Raw genomic sequence first — 24,940 nt, forward strand, 5'->3', positions numbered from 1 at the left:
ATCCCGGCACACCCTAAGGCACCAGCACCGTATCCACCGCCCCGGCATCGGTGCCGGGATAGTCGAGCGTGTAGTGCAAGCCCCGGCTTTCGTGCCGCCTGAGCGCGGAGCGCACGATCAGTTCGGCGCTCTGCAGCAGGTTGCGCAGCTCGATCAGGTCGGTGGAAACGCGGAAGTGGTGGTAATATTCCTCCACTTCGGTGTTGAGCAACTGGATGCGGTGCATCGCGCGCTCAAGCCGCTTGGTGGTGCGCACGATGCCCACGTAGTTCCACATGAAGCGGCGGATTTCGGTCCAGTTCTGCTTGATGACGACTTCCTCGTCCGAATCGGTCACGCGGCTCTCGTCCCAGGGCATGACCGGGGGAGGCGCCTCGAAACCGTTCCAGTTCGCCAGGATGTGCGCGGCGGCCGCGTCGCCGAACACGAAGCATTCGAGCAGCGAGTTGGAAGCCAGGCGGTTGGCGCCGTGAAGCCCGCTCTCGGTGCATTCGCCGGCGGCATAGAGCCCGGGCAGGTCGGTCCGCCCGTCGAGATCGATCAGCACGCCGCCGCAGGTATAGTGCTGCGCCGGCACCACCGGGATCGGCTCCCGGGTCATGTCGATGCCCAGCGTCAGCAGCTTCTCGTGGATGTTCGGGAAGTGCTCCTTCACGAAGGCGGCGGGCTGATGGCTGATATCGAGGTGGACGTAGTCCAGGCCGTAGCGCTTGATCTGGTCGTCGATGGCGCGCGCGACGACATCGCGCGGGGCCAGTTCGGCACGGGCGTCGTAGTCGGGCATGAAGCGGTGGCCGGTGACCGGGTGCTTCAGCCGCCCCCCTTCCCCGCGCACCGCCTCGGTAATCAGGAAGTTCTTGACGTCCAGATTGTAGAGGCAGGTCGGGTGGAACTGCATCATCTCCATGTTGGAGACCCGCGCGCCGGCGCGCCAGGCCATCGAGATGCCGTCCCCGGTGGCGCCGCGCGGGGCGGTGCTGAACTGATAGACGCGCCCCGCCCCGCCGGTCGCCAGCACCGTCGCGCGGGCGGTGAACGTCTCCACATCGCCGCTCTGCTCGTTGAGCGCGTAGACGCCCCAGACCCGGCCGGAAGGGCAATAGCGCAGTTCATGCCGGCCGGTGATGAAATCGATGCACGATCGGCCGGACAGCAGCGTGATGTTCGGGTTCGCCTCGGCCGCGCGCAGCAGTGCCTGCTGAACCGCCTGGCCGGTGGCGTCGTCGACGTGGACGATGCGGCGGTGGGAATGGCCGCCCTCGCGGGTCAGGTGGAGCGTGTTGCCATCCATGTTGAAGGGAACGCCGAGATCGATCAGGCGGCCGATCGCGCCGGGCGCGCGCGCGATCACGAACTCCACCGTCTCGCGCCGGTTCAGGCCGGCGCCGGCGACCATGGTATCGCGCACGTGATCCTCGAAAGTGTCGCCTTCGTCGAGCACCGCCGCGATCCCGCCCTGCGCCCAGGCGGTCGATCCGCCGGCCAGCCCGCCCTTGGCGAGAACCGCGACCTTGAGCCGGCCGGCCAGCGCCAGCGCCGCGGTCAGGCCGGCGGCTCCGGAGCCGATCACGATGACGTCGAAAGTACCGGTCGGCGGGGTTTCTTGCGGTTCCATGACGCCCCCATGCCGAGTGCGATCGAAGCCCGCAAGAAGTTACATCTGGCGACATTATGTGCATTGCAGCACACGGATCGGTCGAGTATTATGGAGTCATACGTAGATACGGGCGAAACGGGCTTGCTGCACTGCAAGGGGCCGTGCCATTTTCAGCAGAGTCGGAAACAATTGGGCATCGGGTGAACGCATGCTTTCAGTGATCCCATTGTGCCTGATGAACAGGCACAGTCCAGACCGGCGCCAGGTGACTTGGAACGGCATGCATTATGTCGGTCAATGCCGCCATTGCGGCACGTCGATCTGGCGCAAGTCCCACAACATCTGGAAAAAGCGGACCGACGACGGTTGAGCGGCGACGGTTGAGCGGGCGGTCTTTGCAGCGAAGAGCCCGAAATCCGCGCCCTCTCCCCGCTCGTCCTGAGCCTGTCGAAGGGTGTTGGCCCCGCGCCAGCGTCCTTCGACAAGCTCAGGACGAGCGGGCTTTGATCCTGATTCCGGGTACTGCGCTGCGAAGACAGCGGTCCGGGGGGCGAGCCCGGAGAGTCGCGATCAACACATTGATATCACGCTTGGGGTATCACCCCCGGGATATCACCCCCGGCAGCGCCTTTCAGGCCGCCGCATGCGCCTGGCTGGTGAGCGACACGAAAACGTCCTCCAGGTCGGCCTCGCGGGTGGTCACGTCGACGATCGCGAAACCCTGGGCCTGCACCGCCGAGAGGATCTCGCCGGCGTTGCTGCGGTCCTTGTCATAGGTGATCTCCAGGCTGCGTTCCCCGGTCCGGTCGCACTTCACGAAACCGGGATGGCTGGGCAGCTGCGCCATGTCGCGGTCGAGTGTCAGGACCAGGATCTTCTCGCGCGCCATGCCCACCAGTTCGCGGGTCGGTTTGTTGGCGATCAGCTCGCCGTGATTGATGATGGCGATGCGGTCGCACAGTTGCTCGGCTTCCTCGAGGTAGTGCGTGGTCAGCACCACGGTCACGCCCTCGCGGTTCATTTCGGAGACGAGTTCCCACAGCTGGCGGCGCAGTTCCACGTCCACGCCGGCGGTCGGCTCGTCCAGCACCAGCACCGGGGGCTGGTGCACCAGCGCCTTGGCGATCAGCAGGCGCCGCTTCATGCCCCCCGAAAGCGTGCGGGCATAGGCGTTGCGCTTGTCGGAGAGGTGGACCGCGCGCAGCAGGTCCTCCGACCGCCGCAAGTGCTTCGCGACGCCATAGAGCCCGCCCTGGATTTCCAGCACTTCGAACGGGGTGAAGAAGGGATCGAAGACGATCTCCTGCGGGACGATGCCGATCGAGCGCTTGGCGTTGCGCTGGTCGCGGTCGATGTCGAAGCCCCAGATGTCGACGCTGCCCGAAGTCTTCATCACCATCCCCGCCAGGATGTTGATAAGCGTAGACTTGCCCGCGCCGTTGGGGCCCAGCAGGCCGAAGATGCCGCCCTCGGGCACGTCGAAGGACACCCCTTTGAGCGCCAGCTTGCCTTCTCCATCGCCCGTCGGCGCGTAACGCTTGACGAGACCGCGGATCGAGATGGCGCCGGCGGGCTGGGAGGGGGCGGGCTGGGAGGGGCTGGTCATGCCCCGCATTTGGGGCAGGTTCGCGCCGGCGTAAAGGGCCGGCGTAAAGGGGCGCCGAAGGCCGAATGCCCCGGGCGCCGCGCTCAGCCGCTCCGGAAGGCATGGGTGATCGGGTAGCGGCGGTCCCGGCCGAAGTTCCTGGCCGTCAGCTTCACCCCCGGGGGGGCCTGGCGGCGCTTGTACTCGGCAAGGTGGAGCAGGCGTTCGATGCGCTGGACCGTCCCGCGCTCGAAGCCCTCGTTGACGAGCTGCTCGACGCTCTTGTCGTGCTCCACCAGGCCGAGCAGGATCGGGTCGAGCACCTCGTAAGGCGGCAGGCTGTCCGAATCGCGCTGGTTGTCGCGCAGCTCGGCGGTGGGCGGCTTGCTCAGGATGCGCTCCGGGATCACCGGCCGCTCGGGCCCCAGGCCGATGCGGGGGCGGTGCCGGTTGCGCCAGCCGGCGATGGCGAAGACGGTCATCTTGTAGGCGTCCTTGAGCGGGTTGTAGCCGCCCGCCATGTCACCGTAGATGGTGGCGTAGCCCACGCTCATCTCGCTCTTGTTGCCGGTGGTCATCAGCATCGGCCCGAACTTGTTCGACAGAGCCATGAGCGCGGCGCCCCGGATGCGCGATTGCAGGTTCTCCTCGGTGATGTCGCGGGCCTGGCCTTCGAAGCTTTCGCCGAGCATGGCGTCGAAACCGTCGACCGCCGCGCCGATCGGCATGATCGTGTGGCGAATGCCGAGCGCGGCGGCGCAGGCGGCGGCGTCCTCCAGGCTCTCGGCACTGGTGAAGCGCGAAGGCATCATCACCCCCCAGACCCGCTCGGCGCCCAGCGCGTCGACCGCGATGGCGGCGCAGGCGGCCGAATCGATCCCGCCCGAGAGGCCGAGCACGACGCCGGGGAACTTGTTGCGGTTGACGTAGTCCCGAAGGCTCAGGACCATGGCGCAGTAGATGTCCTCGGGGTGGGTGGCGAGCGTTTCCACCTGCCCGCGATCGCAGCGCCAGCCCTGCGCGGTCTTGGTCCAGCCGGTCTGGACGACCTGCTCCTCCCAGTCGCGGAGCTGGACCGCCAGGGTGCCGTCGCCGTTGACGACGAAGCTGGCGCCGTCGAAGACCAGTTCGTCCTGGCCGCCGACGCGGTTGAGATAGGCGAGCGGCAGGCCGGTATCGACCGCCCGGCGCTTCGCCACGCCTTCGATGCGCAGCGCGTCCTTGTTGATCTCATAGGGCGATCCGTTGATGCAGACGAACATCTCCGCCCCGAAATCGGCGAGGTGCCGGCAGACTTCGGGGCGCCAGATATCCTCGCAGATCGGCACGCCGATCATGGTGCCGCGCAAGATCACCGGTTCGGGCAGCGGGCCGGGCTGGAACAGCCGCATCTCGTCGAAAGTGCCGTAATTCGGCAGTTCGTGCTTCAGGCGCACGGCGGCGATCTTGCCCTGGTCCAGCAGCGCCACGCCGTTGTGCAGCGCGCCGTCGAGGACGAAGGCCGAGCCGACCAGCATCGCCGGACCGTCCGACGCACTGGCCTGCGCGAGCTGCTGGAGCTGATGGGCGGCGCGCTCGATCAGCGAGGGTTTGAGGATCAGGTCCTCGGGCGGGTAGCCGATCAGGTGGAGTTCGGGAAAGACGATGAGGTCGCTGCCCTTGGCCTTCTCCCGCGCATCGAGCACCCCCTGCGCGTTGCCGGAAATGTCTCCCACCGATTGGTTGAGCTGGGCGAGGGCGATCTTCAGCGTGTCCGGCATGGCCGGGTTGATGCCCCGCGGCAACCCGCAGTGCAAACGAAAACCCTCCGGCCGGAAGGGTCAATCGACGCGCGGAGCACAAACAAAAAACCCTCCCGCAGGGGAGGGCTTTCGTCCGCCCGGAGACGGACTTTCCGTTTGCCCCGCAGGCCTGCGGGACGGAAAGCGGCGGGGGCCGGCGTGCCGGGTGCGGCGGACGCCAGCCCCCAAAGCCGGATTACATCGCCTCGGACGGAGCGTCGGTCGGCACGTCGGTGGCATCACCGGTCATCATCTCTTCCGGAGCAGTCTCGACCGACTCGGTCTCCGTGGGAGCGGGTTCGCTGTTACAAGCAGCGAGCGACAGAGCAGCGGCCGACGCGAACGCGGCGAAAGCAATCTTCTTCATGCGAATCCCCTTGCATTGTTTGGCCCACAGGCCAACGCTTGCAGGCAAGCCTGCGGTGCCAATCTTTAGACGAGACGATGGTGCAACGCAAATAGGAAGTGGAGAGGTGGAAATCCGCTGATTCCCTGGGGGTTGCGAACATATAAAGATATCTTTATATGATTTCCCATGCGGATCGACCCCCTCCTGAGAGCGCTTTCGGAGCCGACGCGCCTGCGCATCATGCGCCTTTTGGCGCACATGGAGCTTGCCGTCGGCGAATTGGCGCAAGTGCTCGGGCAGAGCCAGCCGCGCGTCTCGCGCCACATCCGCATCCTGTGCGACGCCGGCCTTGCCGAGCGGCGCAAGGAAGGCAGCTGGGTGTTCCTGCGGAGCGCGGTGAACGAGCGCGACGGCCTTCCGCTCGGCGTCGCCGCCGCCCGCCTGCTGGCCGCGGCCGAGCGCGCCGATGCCACTTTCGCGGCCCGCTGCGCCGAGGATCGCCGCCACCTTGCCGCGATTCGCGCCGGTCGCGAGGCGAGCGCCCAGGCCTATTTCGCCCGCCATGCCGAGGAATGGGACACGCTGCGCCTGCTCCACGGCGCCGACGAGCCGGTGGAGGCGGCGCTGCTGCAAGCGCTCGACGGGCGCGACCTGGGGGCGCTGCTGGATGTCGGCACCGGCACCGGGCGGATGGCCGAGCTGCTCGCCGGGCGCGCCGGCAACGTCACCGCGCTCGACAAGAGCCCGGAGATGCTCCGAATCGCGCGGGCGCGGTTGCAGACGCTGCCGGCGGACAAAGTCGGCCTGGTGCAGGGGGACTTCACCGCGCTGCCTTTCGCCGCCGGGACTTTCGACACCGTGCTGTTCCACCAGGTGCTGCACTATGCGCAGGATCCCGGCGCCGTGCTGGGCGAGGCGGCGCGGGTGCTGCGGCCGGGCGGCCGCATCGCCGTGGTCGATCTCGCCGCGCACCAGCGGGAGGAGCTGCGCGAACGCCACGCCCACGCCCGCCTCGGCTTCTCCGACGAGCAGATGCTGGCGCTGCTGACCGGGGCCGGGCTCTTTCCCGACGCGCCCGTGGCGCTGCCGGGCGATCCGCTCACCGTGAAGATCTGGACGGCGCGGCGAGAATCCGCCACCGCGCCAGCCGCGCCGGACAACACTCCGCAAGACCCCGACGAACGAAAGACGACATGCCCATGACCGCCGCCGACCGACCGGCCGAACGCCCCCTTTTCGCGGGGTTGCCGGGCGATATTTCCGTTTCCTTCGAATTCTTCCCGCCCAAGACGGAGAAGATGGAGGAACAGCTGTGGGATGCGATCACCCAGCTTGCGCCGCTGGGCCCGGGCTTCGTCTCGGTGACATACGGCGCCGGCGGCTCGACTCGCGAACGCACCCACGCCACCGTCGCGCGGCTGGTGCGCGAGACCGATCTGGTGCCCGCCGCGCATCTTACCTGCGTGGGCGCCAGCAAGGAAGAGATCGCCGAGATCGCCGACCAGTACTGGGAAGCGGGCGTGCGCCACCTCGTCGCCCTGCGCGGCGATCCGCCGCCGGCGGACGGCGGCTTCGTGCCCCACCCGCAAGGCTACGCCAGCGCCGCCGCGCTGGTGGCGGGCCTCAAGGCGCGGCATGATTTCGACATCTCGGTGGCCGCCTATCCCGAAGTCCATCCCGAAGCGGTGAGCGCCGAGGCCGATCTCGACAATCTCAAGCGCAAGATCGACGCCGGCGCCGCGCGCGCGATCACGCAGTTCTTCTTCTCGACCGATGCCTACTTCCGCTTCCTGGACAAAGTGCTCGCGGCCGGCATCGCCGCGCCGGTGCTGCCGGGCATCATGCCGGTGACGAGCTTCGCGGCGATTCGCCGCATGTCGGGCAACACCGCGATCCCCGGCTGGCTGGAAACGATGTTCGAGGGCCTCGACGAGCGCCCCGGCCCGCGCGCGCTGGTCGCGGCGGTCGCCGCCGCCGACTTGTGCAAGCGCCTCTACGAGGGCGGCGTGCGCGATTTCCATTTCTATACCCTCAACCGCGCCGAACAGGCCTATGCGATCTGCCAGCTGCTGGGGCTCAGGCCGAAGGGTTGAAACGCGCCCGCTGCTTTTTCAGATCTTTTCCTTTTCCGATTTCCTTCAATTGATGGACTAGCCATGACCACCAGAGAAACCTTCCTCGCCGAGGCCGCCAGGCGCATCCTTATCACCGACGGGGCGTTCGGCACCGAGATCCAGAACTGGAAGCTGGCCGAGGCGGACTATGCCGGCGACCTGGGCCTGGGCCATGAGCAGAAGGGCAACAACGACATCCTGGCGCTGACCAGGCCCGAAGTGCCCGAGGCGATCCACCGCGCCTATTTCGAGGCCGGGGCCGACATTGCCGAGACCAACACCTTCTCGGCCAACCGCATCAGCCAGGCCGACTATGGCGCCGAGCATCTCGTACGCGCGATCAATGTCGAATCGGCGAAACTGGCACGCCGCGTCGCCGACGAGTTCCAGGCCCGGGACGCCGAGAACGGCATTCGCCGCCCGCGCTTCGTCGCCGGCGCGATCGGCCCGACCAACAAGACGCTTTCGCTCAGCCCCGACGTCAACGATCCCGGCTATCGCGAGATCGACTGGGACACGCTGGTCGACGTCTACAAGGAACAGGCCGCCGCCCTCGTCGAAGGCGGGGTGGACTTCATCCTGATCGAGACGGTGTTCGACACGCTCAACGCCAAGGCCGGGATCATGGCGGTCAAGCAGCTTGAGGCGGAGATCGGCCGCGAAGTGCCGATCATGCTCTCGATGACGCTGACCGACCTTTCCGGCCGCAACCTGTCCGGCCACACGGTAGAGGCGTTCTGGCACGCGGTGCGGCATGCCAGGCCGCTGACGGTGGGTCTCAACTGCTCGTTCGGCGCGACCCAGCTGCGCCCCCACGTGAAGACCCTGTCGGAGATCGCCGATACGCTCATCATGGTCTATCCCAACGCGGGGCTGCCCAACGAACTGGGCGCCTACGACGAGATGCCGGGCACCACCGCCGGCTTCGTCCAGGAATGGGCCCTCGCCGGGCAGGTCAACGTGCTGGGCGGATGCTGCGGATCGACGCCCGCGCATATCGCCGCCATCGCCAAGGCCGTCGCCGGCCTGCCGCCGCGCAAGCTGCCGGTGCTCGAACCGGTGACGCGCCTTGCCGGGCTTGAGCCCTTCATCATGGCGGCGTGATATCCCTATTTCATGATGCCCGCGCCGTTCGTGTCGAACAAAGTCGAGACACGTCCGCGCCGGCCCCCGATCAACGTGTCTCGAATTCGCCCGGCACGAACGGAGTTTTCCAAGTGAACACCCAGTCCTCCGCCCGTTTCGTCAATATCGGCGAGCGCACCAACGTCACCGGCTCGGCGAAGTTCAAGAAGCTGGTCATGGCCGGCGATTATCCCGCCGCCGTCGAAGTGGCGCGCCAGCAGGTCGAGAACGGCGCGCAGGTGATCGACGTCAACATGGACGAAGGCCTGCTCGACGCGGTCGAGGCCATGACCACCTACCTCAAGCTGATCGCCGCCGAGCCCGATATCGCGCGGGTGCCGGTGATGATCGATTCTTCGAAGTGGGAAGTGATCGAAGCGGGCCTGAAATGCGTTTCGGGCAAGCCGATCGTCAATTCGATCTCGATGAAGGAGGGCGAGGCGCCGTTCCTCGAACAGGCGCGCAAGTGCATGGCCTATGGCGCCGCCGTGGTCGTGATGGCCTTCGACGAGACCGGGCAGGCCGATACCAAGCAGCGCAAGGTCGAAATCTGCAAGCGCGCCTACAAGCTGCTGACCGGCATCGGCTTTCCGCCCGAGGACATCATTTTCGATCCCAATGTCTTCGCGGTCGCCACCGGCATCGAGGAGCATGACCGCTACGCGCTCGATTTCATCGAGGCGGTGGAGGAAATCCGCGCGGCCTGCCCGCACGTCCACTTCTCCGGCGGCCTGTCCAACCTCTCGTTCTCGTTCCGCGGCAACGAGACGGTACGGCGGGCGATGCATTCGGTGTTCCTCTACCACGCGATTCCCGCCGGGCTCGACATGGCGATCGTCAACGCCGGCCAGCTCGACGTCTACGACCAGATCGATCCGGCCTTGCGCGAAGCCTGCGAGGACGTGATCCTGATGCGCCGGCCCGGCCTGGGCGAGGATGGCAAGACCGCCACCGAACGCCTGATCGAGCTCGCCGAAAGCTACAAGGGCAAGGATGCCGTGGCCGAGAAGGCCGCCGAGGAATGGCGCGGCTGGGAAGTCACCAAGCGGCTCGAACATGCGCTGGTCAAGGGCATCGACGCCTTCGTGGTGGAGGATACCGAGGAAGCGCGCCAGGCCGCGTTCGATCGCGGCGGGCGGCCGATCGAGGTCATCGAGGGCCCGCTGATGGACGGCATGAACGTCGTCGGCGACCTGTTCGGCTCGGGCAAGATGTTCCTGCCGCAAGTGGTCAAGTCCGCGCGCGTGATGAAGAAGGCGGTCGCCCACCTGATCCCGTTCATCGAGGCGGAGAAACAGGCGGGCGCGAAGGCCAAGGGCCGGATCATCATGGCGACCGTCAAGGGCGACGTGCACGACATCGGCAAGAACATCGTCGGCGTGGTCCTGCAGTGCAATGGCTACGAAGTGATCGACCTGGGCGTGATGGTGCCCTGGACCCGCATCCTCGAATCCGCGAACGAGCACCAGGCCGACATCATCGGCCTGTCCGGCCTCATCACGCCTTCGCTCGACGAGATGGTGACGGTGGCCGAGGAAATGCAGCGCGCGCAGATGCACATCCCGCTGCTGATCGGCGGCGCGACCACCAGCAAGGTCCACACCGCGCTGCGCATCGACCAGGCCTACAAGGGCCCGGTGATCCACGTGCTCGATGCCAGCCGCGCGGTCGGCGTCGCCTCGCAGCTGCTGTCCGATACGCAGGCCGAAGGCTTCAAGTCCTCGGTCGCGCTCGATTACCAGAAAGTGCGCGAGGCGCGCGCCGGCAAGGGCCAGTCGGACCTGCTGCCGATCGCCGAGGCGCGGGCGAACGGCTACCAGCCGGACTTCGCGGACAAGCCGCCGGCGCCGGCGCGGCCGGGCCGGCACGTCTTCGCGGACTGGGACCTTGCCGACCTGGTCGAGATCTTCGACTGGACGCCGTTCTTCCGCGCCTGGGAACTGGCGGGCACTTATCCCGGTATCCTCCAAGACGAAGTGGTCGGCGAAAGCGCCCGTTCGCTGTTCGTTGATGCGAAGGCGATGCTGGACAGGATCGTCTCGGAAAAGTGGCTGACGGCCAAGGCGGTCTGCGCCTTCTGGCCCTGCCGGCGCGATGGCGACGACGTGATCCTGTCCCCCGGTTTCCCGGCGGGGGAGGAAATCCGCCTTCCGTTCCTGCGCCAGCAGTTCAAGAAATCGCGCGGGCGCGCAAATTTTTGCCTGGCCGATTTCATCGACACGCAGGATGACTGGCTGGGCGGCTTCGCGGTGGGCATCCACGGCATCGAACCGCATCTCGAACGCTTCAAGGCGGCGCATGACGATTATTCGGACATCCTGCTCAAGGCCCTGGCCGATCGCTTCGCCGAAGCTTTCGCCGAGCGGCTGCACCAGCACGTGCGCACCGCCCTGTGGGGCTATGCGCCCGGCGAGCAGCTCACCAACGAAGCGCTGATCCGCGAGGAGTATCGCGGCATCCGCCCGGCGCCCGGCTATCCCGCTTGCCCGGACCACTCGCTCAAGCCGATCCTGTTCGATCTGCTCAAGGCGCAGGAAAATGCCGGCATCATCCTGACCGAAAGCCAGGCGATGCTGCCCACGGCGGCGGTTTCGGGCTTCTACTTCGCCCATCCGGAAAGCCAGTACTTCGGCGTCGCGCGCATCGGCCGGGATCAGCTGGAGGACTATGCCGGGCGGCGCGGCATGGAACTCGCCGTGGCCGAGCGCTGGCTGCGCCCGAACCTGGACTGACCTGGACTGACCTGGACTGGCCCGGACTGGCCGCTTCCTTTCGCACTTGCAACATGGCGCGCGACGGGTAATCCAGGCCCATGACCACCGCGCGCATCGCCGCCAGGACGCTTGTCTACGACGGCTGGTACAAGTTCTTCCAGCTCGAACTGGACATGCCCGACGGCAGCCGCGCCCAGCGGCACCTGCTCGACAACGGCTCGGCGGTGGCGGTGCTGCCTTACGATCCGGTGCGGCGCGTCTGCACGCTGATCGACCAGCCTCGCGCCGGCGTGCTCGCGGCGGGCGAGCCGCCGCTGCTCGAAGTGATCGCCGGCAACCTCGATGGCGCCAGCCCGGAGGAGCGGATCGTCGAAGAGGCCATGGAGGAAGGCGGGCTGCGCCTTTCGCGGATCGAACACGTCACCCGGATATGGTCGCTGCCCCCGGTCTCGACCGAGCGGATCACGCTCTATCTCGCCCGCTACTCCAGCGCGGATCGGGTCGGGGGCGGCGGCGGCGCGCACGACGAGAACGAATGCATCCGCGTGCACGAGATCGGCCTGGACGACTTGCGCGGCATGGTCCTGTCCGGCGCGCTGACCGACGCCAAGACGCTGATCCTGGCCCAGGCGCTGCTGCTGCGCCGGCCGGAGCTATGGGCTGATCCCGACATGGGGTGATGGAAACGCAGCCAGGCCTCGCTCCAGAAGAGCCGGCATTGGCGCAATGAACCCCAAATCCAAATCGAGACCCGCTCGTCACCCTTCGACAAGCTCCGGACGAGCGGGGCGATTCAGATTTTCGGTTCGAAGTTCTAAATCTTGCGGAGCGTCGTCCCGCCGGAATGGTGCGCCTGATGATTGCGCGTGAAGCGCGGTGCGGGATCCTCTCCCACCCCGACCGGCGCGCGGGCGAGCTTGGGATCGATATCCTCGCGAAAGGCCACGCCGAACCGGTTGTCCTGCACCCAGGCCACCGAGCCTTTGACCCAGCCGACATTGCGGATGTTCACTTCGACGATGGAGCCGCGCACGATGCGCACCGGGCCTTCGCCCATCATGCCGCCGGCGGACAGATTGCGGACCTTGATGCGGTATTCGCCTTCAAGACCGTCGATGCGCAGATCCGCCATGAGGAACAGGCTGTCGCGCGCGATCTGCCGATTGTCACCTTCGTTCATGAGCTTCCGTCCGGTGTTCGAACCCACCCGCCCCGCGTTCACGCACGCCGCGTGACTGCGCGAGAACGCGCCACCACATCGGGATATATGCGATAATGGCAAACAAACACTTAACGGGCGCGGCAACGCCGGTGCGTTCCGGCCCGGAACCGGGCCGTCCGGCGTCAATCGTCGCGCGAAACCTTTTCCCGGCGCTCGTGCGCTTCCTGCGCTTCGACCGTCATCGTCGCGATCGGACGCGCTTCGAGCCGGCCGAGGCCGATCGGTTCGCCCGTCACCTCGCAATAACCGTATTCGCCTTCCTCGATCCGCCGCAGCGCCGAATCGATCTTGGCGATCAGCTTGCGCTGGCGATCGCGCGTGCGCAGTTCGATGCCCCAGTCGGTCTCGCTGGAGGCGCGATCGTTGAGATCCGGCTCGCGGATCGGGCCGTCCTGAAGCTGCTGCAGCGTGCCGGCCGCCGCGTCCAGGATGGATCGCTTCCAGGCCATCAGCAATTTGCGGAAATAGTCTTGCTGAGCCTCGCTCATATAAGGCTCGTCGTCGGCGGGAACATAGGCGCCGCCGATCGCGCGCCTCGCCTTGGCGAGTACATCAATTTCGTCAGTCAGGGTCGTTGCCATCCAGAGAAACTCCGCACGTGTCCTCCGCGGACCGCCAACGCCCTGCAGCCCCGGATTTTTCCGGCAACCGAACAACGATCCGTGGTTGCCGCGCCTATAGGTCCGCACTTTTCCGGGCACAAGCTTATATGCTCGGCCGTCCACAAAATTCCCCGGCGCGGTTTCGTTTCGGCGCATCCGGGCCGTGGTTTCGCAAACATTCCTAGACAGCGTTAACTGATTCTTGACTACCCCTGGCCCAGCGTGGCCGCATCGGAAGACCGATTAGGTGGTCGGAAGAGGGGGCAATACGACAAAGTAACACCACAAGGGGGTAACGAGAGATGGAAACTGCCTGGATCAAGGAATATCGATTCACACCCGCCACCGCGGCCGATTTCGCCGCCGAGGACCTGCTGGTCGCCGAATGCCTCGCTGCCGCCGCGCAGGGGGACTGTTCGGCCTACTTCGACCTCGGCGTCGCGTATTCGACCGGCAGCCACGGCGCCGGCTGTGACCTGATCGAAGCCCACAAGTGGTTCAACCTCGCTGCCGTCGCCGGCCACGAGGAGGCAGCCATCTGCCGCGCCGAAGTCGCCGACGAGATGACCGCCCGCGAAATCGCCGAAGCCCAACGCCGCGCCCGCGAATGGCTCGCCGCATCGAGCCGCAAGGCCGCCTGAACGCATAACCCGCCATCCCGGCGAACGTCGGGACCATCGGCGGTCTCCACGCGCAGAGATGCGAATCTGGATTGGGACCCCGCTCGTCCTGAGCTTGTCGAAGGCATGGTGCCAGCACCGCGCATGGGCTTCGACGAGCTCAGCCTGAGCGGGTTCGGTGGCATACCCTCCGGCGCGCCACTAAACTGTTGTCATCTCACAGGAAATTGCTTAGGCCAGAACAAGTCCACATAGCCTGCGAGTTGACCTTCTCCATGCATCAAAAATTCACGCTGGCAATGCTTTGCTCTGGCCTATGTCTTATCACGACCGGATGCGGAGGTGGCGGATCTTCGGGAACCAGCACTCCACCGACAGCGGGTGGGGGCGGCGGAACGCCAACACCTGCGCCTACAGGTGATGCAGGCACTACGGTTTTCGCAGCTTCCGCGATGGGGCCGCTGCTCGCTCGCATCAATTTTGACGCCAATGGCAACGGCACCTTCGGCGATGCCGGAGATGCGCTAAGCAGCACGGCGATAGACGGGCGCTTCGGTCGCTCGATCAGCGCGCTTGCTCCCGCAATCCATACAGGGACAATTCCCGCAAAAGCCACGGTCCGCATGGAGGCGACCGGGATCGACGCTTCGACCGCGCTTTTTTTCGCTCAGATGCGCGCACCCGCCGGCGCCACGGTAATCTCGCCGCTGACCGCACTGATTGATGCCGCCGGCTCCGAAGCGAACGTTCGCAGTGCGCTTGGCCTTGATATAGGCGCGAACGCCCTTCGCGGATCTATCGGGCTGACCACGTTCAACCCGGCGCTCGGACTTGTCAGCAGCGATGCTGATGCGCGCCACAACGCCATGCAATTGACCCGGCTCAATCTGCAGCTGTTAGCGATGGCCGCCGTTCTCAAGGATACAAATGGTGATCCGGTCGATTTCAACGTCACCCTTCTCGATAGTTCCCGTTACATGGCGCAGCAGATCGCCGCGACCGGCCGACTCGATCTGACCGACCCTGCAGCGATCCGCGCCCTGTTCGACCGAAGCCGATATCAGTTCGGAAGTCCTCCGGCTCAGCTCGACGCGATGGCTGGCCTGATGGCGCGCTACAATGCGGCGGTCCCCACCGATCTTGCCAATGCCGATACGGTGCGCGGTTGGGCGTGGGGCTTCCGTTTCGATATCATGGTCGACTTCAGAACTCTTGCCAGCAGTTGGCCTAATCCCAATGCATCGCGCATTGCCGTGATCGATGCGGCGCAAATGCGCCAGATCGCCGCCGGTTTTGCCGCCTTGCAAGCTCCCGTTCCCGCGCCCTTTATGGCTGCCCCCGATTATGCTGAAGTGCTCGTGCCCGACGATTCGACCATTCTGACAGGATGTAACAGTGCTTCTCGTCGTTATCCCAGCTGCAACGATATCGTGCCGTTCACCTTCGAATCCGCAACCAGAACCCTAGTCAGCGCGACTTCCAGCGAGCCGTCTTCGCTAGCCGTCGACCTTTCGGCAACGGCGGTGCCTGTCGAACCAGATTTTCTGCGCCTTCGCAGACTTGGCACGACATTCCGAGGACCAGTGCAGGTGCGCTACACAAGCAGCCTTGCCAACGGCCAGACATCCGAAGGTTACCTCTTCGTTCAAGTAAAGGTGCCGGGCACTTGAGCTGAACGCCAATCTGGCCAGACCCATGGGACTGCGAACCTCGAACTCTATTCTGATTGATTTCAGTTCCCGAAACTGACGAAGGGAAGGGGGAACAAGAGTTCCGATCAATCTACTGCGAGCGGGATGGACGGGATTCTTGGGCGCGATGCCCTAATCCTTGCGGAATGGCGAACGTTCGCCGAGCCAGATCTGGTCCCGGGCGATACCGGCGCGTTCCTGTTCAAGGTAGTCGGCGACCGCGGCCCGCAGGCCCTGGTTCACGATGTAATGCGCCGAAACCGTGCGCACCGGCTCGTAGCCGCGCGCCAGCTTGTGCCCGCCCTGCGCGCCGGCCTCGACGCGTGACAGGCCCAGCGCGATGGCGGCATCGATCGCCTGGTAGTAGCACAGCTCGAAGTGCAGGAACGGCTTGTCGACGCGCGCCCCCCAGTAGCGGCCGTAGAGCGCCTCGCCGCCGATGAAATTGAGCGCGCCGGCAACCGGCGCGCCGTCCGAAAAAGCCATGACCAGCAGGATCCGGTCGGCCATCGCCTCGCCCAGCAGCGTGAAGGCCGCCCGCGTCAGATAGGGCCGCCCCCACTTGCGCGCGCCGGTGTCCTGGTAGAACCCCCAGAAGGCATCCCAATGGCTTTCCGTGATCTCGGCGCCGCGCAGGCTGCGGATTTCCACCCCGTCCTGCGCCTTGGCGCGTTCCTTGCGCAAGTCCTTGCGCTTGCGCGAGGAAAGCGCCGCCAGGAAATCCTCGAAACCGGCATAGCCGCGATTTTCCCAGTGGAACTGGATATCCTCGCGCAGCAGCCAGCCGGCCTGCTCGAACAGCGGCACTTGCGCCGGTTCGATGAAAGTGGCGTGGGCGGAGGACAGGCCGCTGTCGCGGCACAGCGTCTCGGCCGCGCGCAGCAGCGGCAGGGCCAGTTCGCGATGGCGGGTGAGCAGGCGCGGCCCGGTAGCGGGCGTGAACGGCACCGCGATCTGCAGCTTGGGATAGTAGGACCCGCCCGCGCGGTGCCATGCATCGGCCCAGGCGTGATCGAACACGTATTCGCCCTGCGAATGATCCTTGAGATAGGCGGGAAGCGCGGCGGCCAGCCGGCCGTCCGGGCCGGCGATGACGATCGGCACCGGCCGCCAGCCGCTGCGCCCGCCGACGCTGCCCGATTCTTCCATGGCCGCCAGGAAGGCGTGGCTGACGAAGGGATTGTCGCCCGAAGTCAGCGCGTCCCACTCGCCGGCCGGAAGCGCGCCGACCGACGGGTGGATCCGCGCGGTGAATTCGCCCTCGCTCATGCCGGCGGCCCAACCGCACGATCCGCCTTCCCGCCTTCGAACAGATCGGCGTCGGCATGGGCGGCGGCGCGCGCGGCCAGTTCCGCGCCGCGCACGGTCCAGGCCACCACGGGCAGGCCCCGGCGGCGCTGCCCGGCGGCGAAACCGCTGGGCAGGTCGCGCACGTCATAGGCGAGGAAATCGGGCCGCGCGCGCCACAGCGCCAGGCGGCGGCGCAGCGTGCCCGGCAGCGCCCGGTCCTCCCCCTCGGAAACGACCAGCCCGCGCACCGTATGCGGCGAATGCTTCCAGTACCAGTGCGAGACGCGCGCATCGAAGCCCATCACCGCGTGCGGCCCGGTATAGCCTTCCAGCACGCGGCGCACCGCCAGGCACAGCGCGGCGACGTGGGCGTCACGTTCGGACTTGATCTCGATCAGCACCGGCGCGCGGCCGGCGACATCCGCCAGCACCTGGCGCAGCGTCGGGATCGTCTCGCCGCCGCCGGCCAGGGCGATGGCGCCGAGCTGCGCGGCGCTGCGCCGTGCGACCGGCCCGGTTTCGGCCGTCAGCCGATCGAGCACATCGTCATGGAACACCACCGGCGATCCGTCGCGCGATCGCCGCACGTCGAGTTCGATGCCATATCCGCCGGCGACGGCCTTCGCGAAAGCCGCGCGCGAGTTTTCCGGCACGCCGGGCCCATGCAGCCCGCGGTGGGCATAGTCGTGTTCGCCGATCCACCCGACCTTGCGCGGATCGGGCGGCGGCGAACGCCAGCGGTCAAGCAGGGCGAACAGCAACGACGGCGTCCACTTCGACGGCGGCGCCCAGCGGCAGGACCGGCACGCCGACGGCGCTGCGGGCATGCCTGCCCGCCTCGCCGAACACCGCGACCATCAGTTCGGAGGCGCCATTGGCGACTTTGGGCTGATCGGTGAAATAGCCGGCCGAGTTGACGAAGGCGCCCAGCTTGACCACCCGCTCCACCCGATCGAGCGAGCCCAGCGCCGCCTTGAGCTGCGCCAGGATCATCACCCCGCAGGCCTGCGCGGCCTCGATCCCCTCTTCCAGCGAGACGTCCTCGCCAAGCCGGCCGGTCACCAGCTCGCCGGCCACGAACGGCAACTGGCCCGAGACATGGGCCAGCCCGCCGGCGACCACCACCGGAACGTAGGCGGCGACCGGCGCGGCCGGTTCGGGCAGGATCAGGCCGAGAGCCGCGAGGCGATTGTCGATCTCACTCATTTCGCTTGCAGGTCCTTTTCTTCGCAGGTCAGGCTTTCGAGCAGCCACGGCAGGGCGTTTTCCCACTGGTCGATTCGGGCATGGGCATGGCCGGCCGCATGGGCGCAGGCAATATGGGGCGCGATCAGCGGCTCGGCGCAAAGATGCAGGCGGCGCACGTGCGGCGCGACTTCACGGACCGAGCCGTGGTGCTGCGACAGGTCATCGATGAAGACCGCGCGGACCGGCCGGTATTCGTCGAGAATCGCCTGGAGCGCCGGCCCTTTCGGCCCCTGGTTGGTGAAGACCCGCAAATCGATGCCATGCCCGGCCAGCTGCGCGCGGCGCGCCTCCCGGCGGAAATCGAGCAGGTTGGTCAGGACGACGACATCCGCGTGCTCGCGAATCGCCCGCAGCGCCTCGGCCGCGCCTTCCACCGGGGTCTGGCGGTGCATCTGGCCATCGAAGAACCGATTGAGCAATGCCCACATCTCCTGGTGTTCCAGCACCTCGCCGCTATCGATCCGGCGCATCGACTGGTGGAACTCGCCCCGCGCCATGTCGAAGGCAATCCCCTCGTCCTCGGCAAGCCAGTCGCGGAAGTGCGCGATCATGCGCAGCAGCACTTCATCGCAGTCGGTAATCAGCAGCGGCCGGTTCATGCGCCCAGCCTTTCGCGCGCGCCGGCAAGCTCCCGCGGGTCCACCCCCAGCACGTCGGCGGCGGCGACAAGGTCCGGCTCGTGCGCGCAGAGGAAATCGAGCACCGCGGCCAATGTCGCCGGCTGGCCCAGCGAGGCGCGCAAGGCATCGGGTGTCAGGCCGGTCAGCGCCAGGAACCGGGCGGCGCGATCACCGTCGCCCAGCACCCAGCCGAGCGCGCCGAGCGCCAGCGCCTGCGGATCCGCGCCGGGCGTCTTGCGGGAGGATGGGCCGGAGGACGGGCCGGGGGATGGCGGCTCTCTAAGAATTGTCAGCCTCGCTTGCCTGGCGCATAGGGCGGTTTGACCTCAACATGGTGCTCGGGCGTCGAATGGCAAAGCGAATCCTCGTTGTCGAGGACAACGATCTCAATCGGAAGCTCTTTTGCGACGTGCTCAGGAGCCAGGGCTACGCGGTGGAGCCGGTGGCCGACGGGCTCGACGCGCTCGAACGGGCGCGCCAGTTCGTGCCGAACCTGGTGATAATGGACATCCAGCTGCCCAACGTCTCCGGGCTCGACCTGATCGAAGCCGCCAAGAAGGACCCGGTGCTGCGCGCCATCCCGATGCTGGCGGTCACCGCCTATGCCGGCAAGGGCGACGAGGAACGCATCCGCGAAGCGGGCGCCGAGGGCTATCTTGCCAAGCCGGTTTCGATCGGTCCGTTCATGCAGGCGGTAAGGGCATTGCTGTAGATGGGACGGCGAACGGATCGCGATTCAGGACGACGCGCGCTTGACTTTGCCCCCGCGCGCCGCTTTTGCGCCGCATTTCCCGGCCAGAGAGCCATCCGAAGCTATCGGAGCTGACAAGACAATGGATCGCGAAGAGACCTCCGCCCGGATCGCCGCGCTGATCGCGCCCTTCAACAAGAAGGAGGTGGCGATCACCGACCGAACCCGCTTTACCGACGACCTGGAGTTCGACAGCCTGACCGTCATGGATTTCGTCGCCGCGATCGAGGACGAGTTCGACATCATCATCTCGATGAACCAGCAGGCCGAGATCGAGAACTACGGCCAGCTCGTGGACGCCGTAGTGAAGCTGCGGGGCTGAAGGACCATGACCGATATGCTCAGCGACAACATGACCGTCAGCCACACCGACCTGTTCAGCAAGTTCGATCCGCTGATCGAAATGCGCCGCAACCTGCTGGACTCGGGCGTCGAGGATCCGTTCGGGCTCGTCATGGAGCGCGTGCTCTCGCCCACCGTGGCGATGTGCAACGGGCGCGAGACGATCCTGCTCGGCACCTACAACTACATGGGAATGACTTTCGATCCCGACGTGATCGCCGCCGGCAAGCAGGCGCTCGACGATTTCGGTTCCGGCACCACCGGCAGCCGCGTGCTGAACGGGACTTACGCGGGGCACCGCGCGGTGGAGCAGGCGCTGTGCGAATTCTACGCCATGGATCATGCCATGGTGTTCTCGACCGGCTACCAGGCGAACCTCGGCATCATTTCCACCATCGCCGGAAAGGGCGATTACATCGTCCTCGACATCGACAGCCATGCCTCGATCTGGGACGGGTGCAAGATGGGCGACGCCGAAGTGGTGCCCTTCAAGCACAACGATATCGAGGCGATGGAAAAGCGCCTGCGCCGCATTCCCGACGGCGCCGGCAAGCTGGTGGTGCTCGAGGGCGTCTATTCGATGCTGGGCGATATCGCGCCGCTGAAGGACATGATCGCGGTCGCCAGGAAGTACGGCGCCATGGTGCTGGTGGACGAAGCGCATTCGATGGGCTTCATCGGGCCCAACGGGCGCGGCGTGGCCGAGGACCAGGGCTGCCTGGACCAGGTGGACTTCGTGATCGGCACGTTCTCCAAGTCGGTCGGCACGGTCGGCGGCTTCTGCGTTTCGAACCATCCCAAGTTCGAGATCATGCGCCTGGTCTGCCGCCCCTACGTGTTCACCGCCAGCCTGCCGCCGAGCGTGGTGGCCACCGCCCGCACCTCGATCCGCAAGCTGATGCACGCCGGGGCCAAGCGCGCGCATCTGTGGGAGAATTCCAAGACGCTGCACAAGGGCCTCAAGGACGCGGGCTTCCAGCTCGGCACCGATAGCCCGCAGAGCGCGATCATCGCGGTCATCATGCCCGATCTCGAACGCGGCGCCGCGATGTGGGAGGCGCTGCTGCACGAGGGGCTCTACGTCAACCTCGCCCGGCCGCCCGCCACCCCGGCGAACATGACGCTGCTGCGCTGCTCGCTCTGCGCCGAGCATTCGGCGGCGCAAGTGCAGCAGATCATCGGCATGTTCACCCGCGCGGGCAAGGCAGTGGGCATCCTGGGCTGAGATCGTGGCAGGCGGGCCGCGGAGCGTTCGCCTCTCGGTCGTCGTGGCCGGGCTGGCGCTGGGCATCGGCCTCTATCTCGCGATCGGCCAGTACCGGGCCTGGACGCGCGCCGGCCTGATCGGGCTGACCGAGCGCCCCTGCACCGCCGAGGGCGAGCCCATCACCGGGGACCCTTACGACGACTGGGCGGCGCTGTGCTTCTACCGCGAACGCAACGCCCGCCTGCTCGCCGCGGGCGCGCAGCCCGAAGTGGTGATGATCGGCGATTCGCTGACGATGGGCTGGCCCGGCCTCGGTCCAGAGGACCAGGACGGCGCCATCGTCAATCGCGGCATCGGCAGGCAATCGAGCGGGCAGGTCCTGCTGAGGTTCATGGCCGACGCGGTGCGGCTGCGCCCGCGCTTCGCCCACATCCTGGTCGGCACCAACGACGTCGCCGGAACCACCGGCCCGGCGGCGCCCGGCCAGCTGCGCGACAATGTGATCGCCATGATCGAGATCGCGCGGGCCAATCGCATCGGCGTGATCCTGGGCACCGTCCCGCCAGCGCGCGGCTTCGATTTCGGCGCGCGCGGCGATCCGCGCGAAGCGATCGCGCGGGCCAACGCGGAACTGGCGGCCATCGCGCGCGAACAGCCCGGGGTCGTGCTGGCGGACTACCACGCGGTCCTCTCCAACCCCGACGGCTCGGTACGGCAGGGCCTGTTCCTCGACGGCGTCCACCCCGACGCGGCGGGCTACGCGGCGATGCGCCCGGTGTTCGAACGCGCGCTCGGCCAGGCGATCAGTGGATCGAGATGATCCCGTCCACCGCGCGCCATTCCTGCGGGCCGATCAGGTGGTTGTGGGCGATGCGCACCGAATGCAGCGGCCCTTCGATCTCGCGCCGCCAGTAGTCGAGGAAATCGCGCAGCACCGGAAAGCGCGGGGCGATGTCGAATTGCTGGAAGGCGAAAAGCTGCAAGAGCTTGGGATGGTCCGGAAGGAAATAGTGGATCTCGATCGTCGTCAGGCCGTAGCCTTCGAGCTGCCTGAGAAAATCGGGCGATGCGCGGGAATCGGTTGAAGCCCGAAAACCTGACGAGGAACCTTCCAGTCGACCAGCCATAGTCCTCCTTTCGGCACCGCACGCTTATTGCGGTGCAGCAATCGAAAGATGACACACCAGCGACTACAGTCAAGTATCCGGCATTACCGGGAAATTCCGGAGGCGAGCGTTATCGCATCGTCATGAAACGGGCGGCGCCGGCAAGCGAGGATCGGCGGCCTCAGCCCATCGCCAGACTCGTGGCCGAGGCGCATTTTTCGCCGGTTTCCTTCGCGCCGCCGCCCAACAGGGCCAGGGCCAGGAAGCCGGCGACGATCAGGATCGCGAACGCCGCCGTCACCTTGCCCAGGTGCTGGTCGATCACCGCCTTGATCGGCGCGCCGAACAGGCGGAACAGCACGCCCACGATCATGAAGCTGATCGCGCGCGAGACGATCGAGGCGGCGATGAAGACCATCAGGTTCATGCCGATGAACCCGGCGGTGATCGTCAGCAGCTTGAAGGGGATCGGCGTCGCGCCCTTCACGATCAGGATCTCCGCCCCGTATTCGCGCAAGTAGCAGGCCGCCTTGGGAAAGCTTTCGGCAAGGCCCAGCGCGCGCAGCAGCGTCTGGCCGAAAGCCTCGTAGGCGAAATGGCCGATCGCGTAGCCCAGCAGCCCGCCGATGACCGAGCCGATAGTGGCGATGGCCGCGAAGCGCAGCGCCTTCTTCGGTTCGGCCAGGCACATCAGGCCCAGCAGCGGGTGCGGGGGAACCGGGAAGAAGCTGGCCTCCACGAAGGCGAAGGCGGCAAGCCACCACCCGGCGTGGCGATGCGCCGCCTTGGCCATGGTCCAGTCGTAAAGGCGGCGCAGCATCGATGTCTCCGGAAGACCCCCGATGCGGGGGGCTTGTGTCAAATCCCTTTGGCCGGGGCTCAACTCCCCTCCCCCGAAGGGGAGGAACGCGATGGGGCCCGCTCACCGTGCGCCGGTACTAATCGCCATGCTGCGTCGCGGCAAGGGATAACCTATATGGTTATTTGTATTGACATCGGCGCACTTTTTCGGTACATAACGGGAACATCGCGAAAGGCGGCGATTCGCCCTTCCCCGCAGGCTTCAGCAAAGGTCCAGCTCAGATGATCGATCCGACACCGGTCTCCGCGCGCAGGAAACAGGGCGGGAAACAGGAAAGGAAGCCGACGGGCCACTGGCGCACCTATTTCCTGGTCGCGCTGGCGGAAACCTCGAACGTCACTGCCGCCAGCGCCGCCGCCGGGGTCCATCCCAGCCGCGCCTACAAGGCCTGCCGCGAGGAACCGGGGTTCGCCCGCGAATGGCGCGCCGCCTTGCTTGAGGGATACGAGAGCCTGGAGCTGGAACTGCTCCACCGCCTGCGCTTCGGCGAGCCGAGGGACGGCGAGGTGAAGTTCGACAACGCCGCCGCGCTGCGCCTGCTGGGGCTGCACCGCGAAACCGTGGCGCGCGAACGCGCGATCCGGGAAAACGAGGATCTGGCGGTGGTGCGCGCCTCCATCCAGGCCAAGCTGGCGCGGCTGCGCGAACAAGTCCTGGCCCGCCGCGCGCGCCCGAAACGCACCAAGAGCGTGAAAACCGCGAAGAGCGCGAAGACCGCGAAAGGCGGGGTTCGTGGCTAGGCCGGAACGCGATCCGCTGCACTGGCTGAGCGAGGCGCGCGGCAGCGAACTCGAAGACTTCGCCGCCGCGCTCGATCCCGCCGAACAGCGCGAGTGGCGCTGGACCTGGGCGATCTGGGCGCGCAAGTCGCAGCTCGCCCCGCCGGGGGACTGGCGCGTCTGGCTGGTCATGGCCGGGCGCGGCTTCGGCAAGACGCGCAGCGGCGCCGAATGGGTCACTGCCGTGGCGGAGCAGCATCCCGAAGCGCGCATCGCCCTGGTCGCGGCCAACCTTGCCGAGGCCCGCGCCGTCATGGTCGAAGGCGAAAGCGGGCTGATGGCGATCGGCGCGCCGTGGCGCCGGCCGGTCTTCGAACCCTCGCTGCGGCGGCTGACCTGGCCGAACGGGGCGCAGGCCCTGCTCTATTCGGCGGGCGAGCCCGAATCGCTGCGCGGGCCCCAGCACAGCCATGCCTGGTGCGACGAAATCGCCAAGTGGGACAATGCCGGCGGCCGCGCCGTGGCGAGCTGGGACAACCTGATGCTGGGCCTGCGCCTGGGTGACCGCCCGCGCACCGTCGCGACCACGACGCCGCGCGCCGTCCCGCTGGTCGCCCGGCTGCTGGCGGAAGGAAAGGACGGCGGCATCGCCGTCACGCGCGGCGGCACGTTCGAGAACGCGGCCAACCTGCCGGCGGCGTTCCTGCGCTCGGTGCGGCGGACTTACGCGGGCACGCAGCTCGGCCGCCAGGAACTCGACGGCGAGTTGCTGACCGACATCGAGGGCGCGCTGTGGACGCGCGCGCTGCTGGAACAATGCCGCGAGACCGCGGCGACCGGGCCCTTGCCGCCAGAGCCCGCCCGTCCGGAACTCGCCCGCATCGTCGTCGGCGTCGACCCGCCCGCCTCGGAGGGAGGCGATGCCTGCGGCATCGTCGTCGCCGCCCTTGCGGCGGACGGCACCGCGCGGGTGCTGGCCGATGCCTCGGTGCGCAAGGCCAGCCCCGAGCGCTGGGCCCGCGCCGTCGCCCGCGCCGCCCAGGCCTGGCATGCCGACCGGGTCGTCGCCGAGGCCAACCAGGGCGGCGCCATGGTGGGAAGCGTGCTGCGCGCCGCCCAGCTCGCGCTGCCGCTGAAGCTGGTCCACGCCAGCCGGGGCAAGGACGCGCGCGCCGAGCCGGTCGCCGCGCTCTACGAAGCCGGCCGGGTGCGCCACGCCGGCACTTTCCCGGAGCTGGAGGATGAATTGTGCGGCCTCGTCACGGGCGGCGCCTACCAGGGCCCGGGGCGATCGCCGGACCGGGCGGACGCACTGGTCTGGGCACTGACCGAGCTGATGCTGGGCCGAAGCGCGCAGCCGAAGATCCGAATGACCTGAACGCCTCGTCCTCCCCG

General features: G+C 67.1%; 26 protein-coding genes. 13 read left to right on the forward strand and 13 right to left on the reverse strand.

Annotated features, from left to right (window positions below):
* Nucleotides 1–13: 13 nt before the first annotated feature.
* The 4 genes from nadB to BM052_RS19765 all read right to left on the reverse strand — a co-directional run bounded on the left by nadB (nucleotide 14) and on the right by BM052_RS19765 (nucleotide 5,330).
* Nucleotides 14–1,615, reverse strand: coding sequence for an L-aspartate oxidase (nadB, locus tag BM052_RS00395; protein WP_091141983.1), 1,602 nt, complete (start codon nucleotides 1,613–1,615; stop codon nucleotides 14–16).
* Between the two features lie 613 nt (nucleotides 1,616–2,228).
* Nucleotides 2,229–3,203, reverse strand: a complete 975-nt coding sequence (locus tag BM052_RS00400) for an ABC transporter ATP-binding protein (protein ID WP_091142964.1) — start codon at nucleotides 3,201–3,203, stop codon at nucleotides 2,229–2,231.
* An 83-nt stretch (nucleotides 3,204–3,286) separates the two neighbouring features.
* Nucleotides 3,287–4,942, reverse strand: coding sequence for an NAD+ synthase (locus BM052_RS00405; protein WP_091141984.1), 1,656 nt, complete (start codon nucleotides 4,940–4,942; stop codon nucleotides 3,287–3,289).
* A 217-nt stretch (nucleotides 4,943–5,159) separates the two neighbouring features.
* Nucleotides 5,160–5,330 carry a hypothetical protein gene (locus tag BM052_RS19765; protein WP_177198261.1) on the reverse strand — a complete coding sequence of 57 codons (171 nt, stop codon included), beginning with the start codon at nucleotides 5,328–5,330 and terminating at the stop codon, nucleotides 5,160–5,162.
* Nucleotides 5,331–5,498: 168 nt separating this feature from the next.
* On the opposite strand from BM052_RS19765, the gene BM052_RS00410 reads away from it, so the two are divergent.
* The 5 genes from BM052_RS00410 (at nucleotide 5,499) to BM052_RS00430 (ending at nucleotide 11,945) form a co-directional block, all read left to right on the forward strand.
* A complete protein-coding gene (locus tag BM052_RS00410; protein ID WP_091141986.1) occupies nucleotides 5,499–6,515 on the forward strand; it encodes an ArsR/SmtB family transcription factor in 1,017 nt (338 codons plus the stop codon).
* On the forward strand, nucleotides 6,512–7,405 hold the full coding sequence (metF, locus tag BM052_RS00415) for a methylenetetrahydrofolate reductase [NAD(P)H] (RefSeq protein ID WP_091141987.1): 894 nt from the start codon (nucleotides 6,512–6,514) through the stop codon (nucleotides 7,403–7,405). The genes BM052_RS00410 and metF overlap by 4 nt, the downstream gene beginning before the upstream one ends.
* A gap of 63 nt (nucleotides 7,406–7,468) precedes the next feature.
* On the forward strand, nucleotides 7,469–8,530 hold the full coding sequence (locus BM052_RS00420; RefSeq protein WP_091141989.1) for a homocysteine S-methyltransferase family protein: 1,062 nt from the start codon (nucleotides 7,469–7,471) through the stop codon (nucleotides 8,528–8,530).
* A 113-nt stretch (nucleotides 8,531–8,643) separates the two neighbouring features.
* A complete protein-coding gene (gene metH, locus BM052_RS00425; RefSeq protein WP_091141990.1) occupies nucleotides 8,644–11,283 on the forward strand; it encodes a methionine synthase in 2,640 nt (879 codons plus the stop codon).
* A gap of 80 nt (nucleotides 11,284–11,363) precedes the next feature.
* Nucleotides 11,364–11,945, forward strand: coding sequence for an NUDIX hydrolase (locus BM052_RS00430; RefSeq protein ID WP_091141992.1), 582 nt, complete (start codon nucleotides 11,364–11,366; stop codon nucleotides 11,943–11,945).
* 134 nt (nucleotides 11,946–12,079) lie between these two features.
* Here BM052_RS00430 and BM052_RS00435 read toward each other — a convergent pair whose 3' ends face one another.
* Both BM052_RS00435 and dksA read right to left on the reverse strand, forming a co-directional pair.
* Nucleotides 12,080–12,445 (reverse strand): PilZ domain-containing protein, encoded by a 366-nt coding sequence (locus BM052_RS00435; protein WP_091141994.1) that lies wholly within the window; start codon nucleotides 12,443–12,445, stop codon nucleotides 12,080–12,082.
* A gap of 164 nt (nucleotides 12,446–12,609) precedes the next feature.
* Complete coding sequence (gene dksA / locus BM052_RS00440) at nucleotides 12,610–13,068, reverse strand: RNA polymerase-binding protein DksA (RefSeq protein ID WP_091141995.1); 459 nt, start codon at nucleotides 13,066–13,068, stop codon at nucleotides 12,610–12,612.
* 323 nt (nucleotides 13,069–13,391) lie between these two features.
* On the opposite strand from dksA, the gene BM052_RS00445 reads away from it, so the two are divergent.
* Both BM052_RS00445 and BM052_RS00450 read left to right on the forward strand, forming a co-directional pair.
* On the forward strand, nucleotides 13,392–13,730 hold the full coding sequence (locus BM052_RS00445) for a hypothetical protein (protein WP_091141997.1): 339 nt from the start codon (nucleotides 13,392–13,394) through the stop codon (nucleotides 13,728–13,730).
* A 431-nt stretch (nucleotides 13,731–14,161) separates the two neighbouring features.
* Complete coding sequence (locus BM052_RS00450; protein ID WP_091141998.1) at nucleotides 14,162–15,379, forward strand: hypothetical protein; 1,218 nt, start codon at nucleotides 14,162–14,164, stop codon at nucleotides 15,377–15,379.
* 153 nt (nucleotides 15,380–15,532) lie between these two features.
* On the opposite strand, the gene BM052_RS00455 is transcribed toward BM052_RS00450, so the two are convergent.
* From BM052_RS00455 to BM052_RS00475, 5 genes are read right to left on the reverse strand one after another with little or no spacing between them, the layout of a single operon-like run.
* Nucleotides 15,533–16,669, reverse strand: a complete 1,137-nt coding sequence (locus BM052_RS00455) for a GNAT family N-acetyltransferase (protein WP_091141999.1) — start codon at nucleotides 16,667–16,669, stop codon at nucleotides 15,533–15,535.
* Nucleotides 16,666–17,451, reverse strand: a complete 786-nt coding sequence (locus tag BM052_RS00460) for a glycerophosphodiester phosphodiesterase family protein (RefSeq protein WP_091142001.1) — start codon at nucleotides 17,449–17,451, stop codon at nucleotides 16,666–16,668. Before BM052_RS00460 ends, BM052_RS00455 begins: the two co-directional genes overlap by 4 nt.
* Nucleotides 17,432–17,896 carry a RidA family protein gene (locus BM052_RS00465; protein WP_091142002.1) on the reverse strand — a complete coding sequence of 155 codons (465 nt, stop codon included), beginning with the start codon at nucleotides 17,894–17,896 and terminating at the stop codon, nucleotides 17,432–17,434. Before BM052_RS00465 ends, BM052_RS00460 begins: the two co-directional genes overlap by 20 nt.
* The gene (locus BM052_RS00470) at nucleotides 17,893–18,537 is read right to left on the reverse strand and encodes an HAD family hydrolase (protein ID WP_091142004.1); all 645 of its coding nucleotides are present in this window, start codon (nucleotides 18,535–18,537) and stop codon (nucleotides 17,893–17,895) included. Before BM052_RS00470 ends, BM052_RS00465 begins: the two co-directional genes overlap by 4 nt.
* On the reverse strand, nucleotides 18,534–18,743 hold the full coding sequence (locus BM052_RS00475) for a DUF3572 family protein (RefSeq protein ID WP_369821483.1): 210 nt from the start codon (nucleotides 18,741–18,743) through the stop codon (nucleotides 18,534–18,536). Before BM052_RS00475 ends, BM052_RS00470 begins: the two co-directional genes overlap by 4 nt.
* 164 nt (nucleotides 18,744–18,907) lie before the next feature.
* On the opposite strand from BM052_RS00475, the gene BM052_RS00480 reads away from it, so the two are divergent.
* The 4 genes from BM052_RS00480 (at nucleotide 18,908) to BM052_RS00495 (ending at nucleotide 21,678) form a co-directional block, all read left to right on the forward strand.
* Nucleotides 18,908–19,270 (forward strand): response regulator, encoded by a 363-nt coding sequence (locus BM052_RS00480; protein ID WP_091142007.1) that lies wholly within the window; start codon nucleotides 18,908–18,910, stop codon nucleotides 19,268–19,270.
* 121 nt (nucleotides 19,271–19,391) lie between these two features.
* Nucleotides 19,392–19,631 carry an acyl carrier protein gene (locus BM052_RS00485; RefSeq protein ID WP_091142009.1) on the forward strand — a complete coding sequence of 80 codons (240 nt, stop codon included), beginning with the start codon at nucleotides 19,392–19,394 and terminating at the stop codon, nucleotides 19,629–19,631.
* Nucleotides 19,632–19,637: 6 nt separating this feature from the next.
* A complete protein-coding gene (locus tag BM052_RS00490; protein ID WP_091142010.1) occupies nucleotides 19,638–20,876 on the forward strand; it encodes a serine palmitoyltransferase in 1,239 nt (412 codons plus the stop codon).
* Nucleotides 20,877–20,880: 4 nt separating this feature from the next.
* Nucleotides 20,881–21,678 (forward strand): GDSL-type esterase/lipase family protein, encoded by a 798-nt coding sequence (locus BM052_RS00495; protein WP_143084714.1) that lies wholly within the window; start codon nucleotides 20,881–20,883, stop codon nucleotides 21,676–21,678.
* Here BM052_RS00495 and BM052_RS00500 read toward each other — a convergent pair.
* Both BM052_RS00500 and BM052_RS00505 read right to left on the reverse strand, forming a co-directional pair.
* Nucleotides 21,662–21,985 carry an usg protein gene (locus BM052_RS00500; protein WP_091142013.1) on the reverse strand — a complete coding sequence of 108 codons (324 nt, stop codon included), beginning with the start codon at nucleotides 21,983–21,985 and terminating at the stop codon, nucleotides 21,662–21,664. The two genes, BM052_RS00495 and BM052_RS00500, sit on opposite strands and share 17 nt — an antisense overlap.
* Before the next feature lie 160 nt (nucleotides 21,986–22,145).
* Complete coding sequence (locus BM052_RS00505) at nucleotides 22,146–22,784, reverse strand: YqaA family protein (protein ID WP_091142015.1); 639 nt, start codon at nucleotides 22,782–22,784, stop codon at nucleotides 22,146–22,148.
* A gap of 263 nt (nucleotides 22,785–23,047) precedes the next feature.
* Between BM052_RS00505 and BM052_RS00510 the strand changes: the two genes are divergently transcribed.
* Nucleotides 23,048–23,566, forward strand: coding sequence for a hypothetical protein (locus BM052_RS00510; RefSeq protein WP_255405863.1), 519 nt, complete (start codon nucleotides 23,048–23,050; stop codon nucleotides 23,564–23,566).
* Nucleotides 23,559–24,923 carry a DNA-packaging protein gene (locus BM052_RS00515; protein ID WP_255405864.1) on the forward strand — a complete coding sequence of 455 codons (1,365 nt, stop codon included), beginning with the start codon at nucleotides 23,559–23,561 and terminating at the stop codon, nucleotides 24,921–24,923. Before BM052_RS00510 ends, BM052_RS00515 begins: the two co-directional genes overlap by 8 nt.
* The last annotated feature ends 17 nt before the right edge of the window (nucleotides 24,924–24,940 follow it).

The organism is Novosphingobium sp. CF614, assembly GCF_900113255.1.
GTDB lineage: Bacteria > Pseudomonadota > Alphaproteobacteria > Sphingomonadales > Sphingomonadaceae > Novosphingobium.

Coding starts and splice junctions, on each gene's coding strand:
- nadB (WP_091141983.1), bottom strand. CDS start 1,615: ATGGAACCGCAAGAAACCCCGCCGACCGGTACTTTCGACGTCATCGTG.
- BM052_RS00400 (WP_091142964.1), bottom strand. CDS start 3,203: ATGACCAGCCCCTCCCAGCCCGCCCCCTCCCAGCCCGCCGGCGCCATC.
- BM052_RS00405 (WP_091141984.1), bottom strand. CDS start 4,942: ATGCCGGACACGCTGAAGATCGCCCTCGCCCAGCTCAACCAATCGGTG.
- BM052_RS19765 (WP_177198261.1), bottom strand. CDS start 5,330: ATGAAGAAGATTGCTTTCGCCGCGTTCGCGTCGGCCGCTGCTCTGTCG.
- BM052_RS00410 (WP_091141986.1), top strand. CDS start 5,499: ATGCGGATCGACCCCCTCCTGAGAGCGCTTTCGGAGCCGACGCGCCTG.
- metF (WP_091141987.1), top strand. CDS start 6,512: ATGACCGCCGCCGACCGACCGGCCGAACGCCCCCTTTTCGCGGGGTTG.
- BM052_RS00420 (WP_091141989.1), top strand. CDS start 7,469: ATGACCACCAGAGAAACCTTCCTCGCCGAGGCCGCCAGGCGCATCCTT.
- BM052_RS00430 (WP_091141992.1), top strand. CDS start 11,364: ATGACCACCGCGCGCATCGCCGCCAGGACGCTTGTCTACGACGGCTGG.
- BM052_RS00435 (WP_091141994.1), bottom strand. CDS start 12,445: ATGAACGAAGGTGACAATCGGCAGATCGCGCGCGACAGCCTGTTCCTC.
- dksA (WP_091141995.1), bottom strand. CDS start 13,068: ATGGCAACGACCCTGACTGACGAAATTGATGTACTCGCCAAGGCGAGG.
- BM052_RS00445 (WP_091141997.1), top strand. CDS start 13,392: ATGGAAACTGCCTGGATCAAGGAATATCGATTCACACCCGCCACCGCG.
- BM052_RS00450 (WP_091141998.1), top strand. CDS start 14,162: ATGGGGCCGCTGCTCGCTCGCATCAATTTTGACGCCAATGGCAACGGC.
- BM052_RS00455 (WP_091141999.1), bottom strand. CDS start 16,669: ATGAGCGAGGGCGAATTCACCGCGCGGATCCACCCGTCGGTCGGCGCG.
- BM052_RS00465 (WP_091142002.1), bottom strand. CDS start 17,896: ATGAGTGAGATCGACAATCGCCTCGCGGCTCTCGGCCTGATCCTGCCC.
- BM052_RS00470 (WP_091142004.1), bottom strand. CDS start 18,537: ATGAACCGGCCGCTGCTGATTACCGACTGCGATGAAGTGCTGCTGCGC.
- BM052_RS00480 (WP_091142007.1), top strand. CDS start 18,908: ATGGCAAAGCGAATCCTCGTTGTCGAGGACAACGATCTCAATCGGAAG.
- BM052_RS00485 (WP_091142009.1), top strand. CDS start 19,392: ATGGATCGCGAAGAGACCTCCGCCCGGATCGCCGCGCTGATCGCGCCC.
- BM052_RS00490 (WP_091142010.1), top strand. CDS start 19,638: ATGACCGATATGCTCAGCGACAACATGACCGTCAGCCACACCGACCTG.
- BM052_RS00500 (WP_091142013.1), bottom strand. CDS start 21,985: ATGGCTGGTCGACTGGAAGGTTCCTCGTCAGGTTTTCGGGCTTCAACC.
- BM052_RS00505 (WP_091142015.1), bottom strand. CDS start 22,784: ATGCTGCGCCGCCTTTACGACTGGACCATGGCCAAGGCGGCGCATCGC.
- BM052_RS00510 (WP_255405863.1), top strand. CDS start 23,048: ATGATCGATCCGACACCGGTCTCCGCGCGCAGGAAACAGGGCGGGAAA.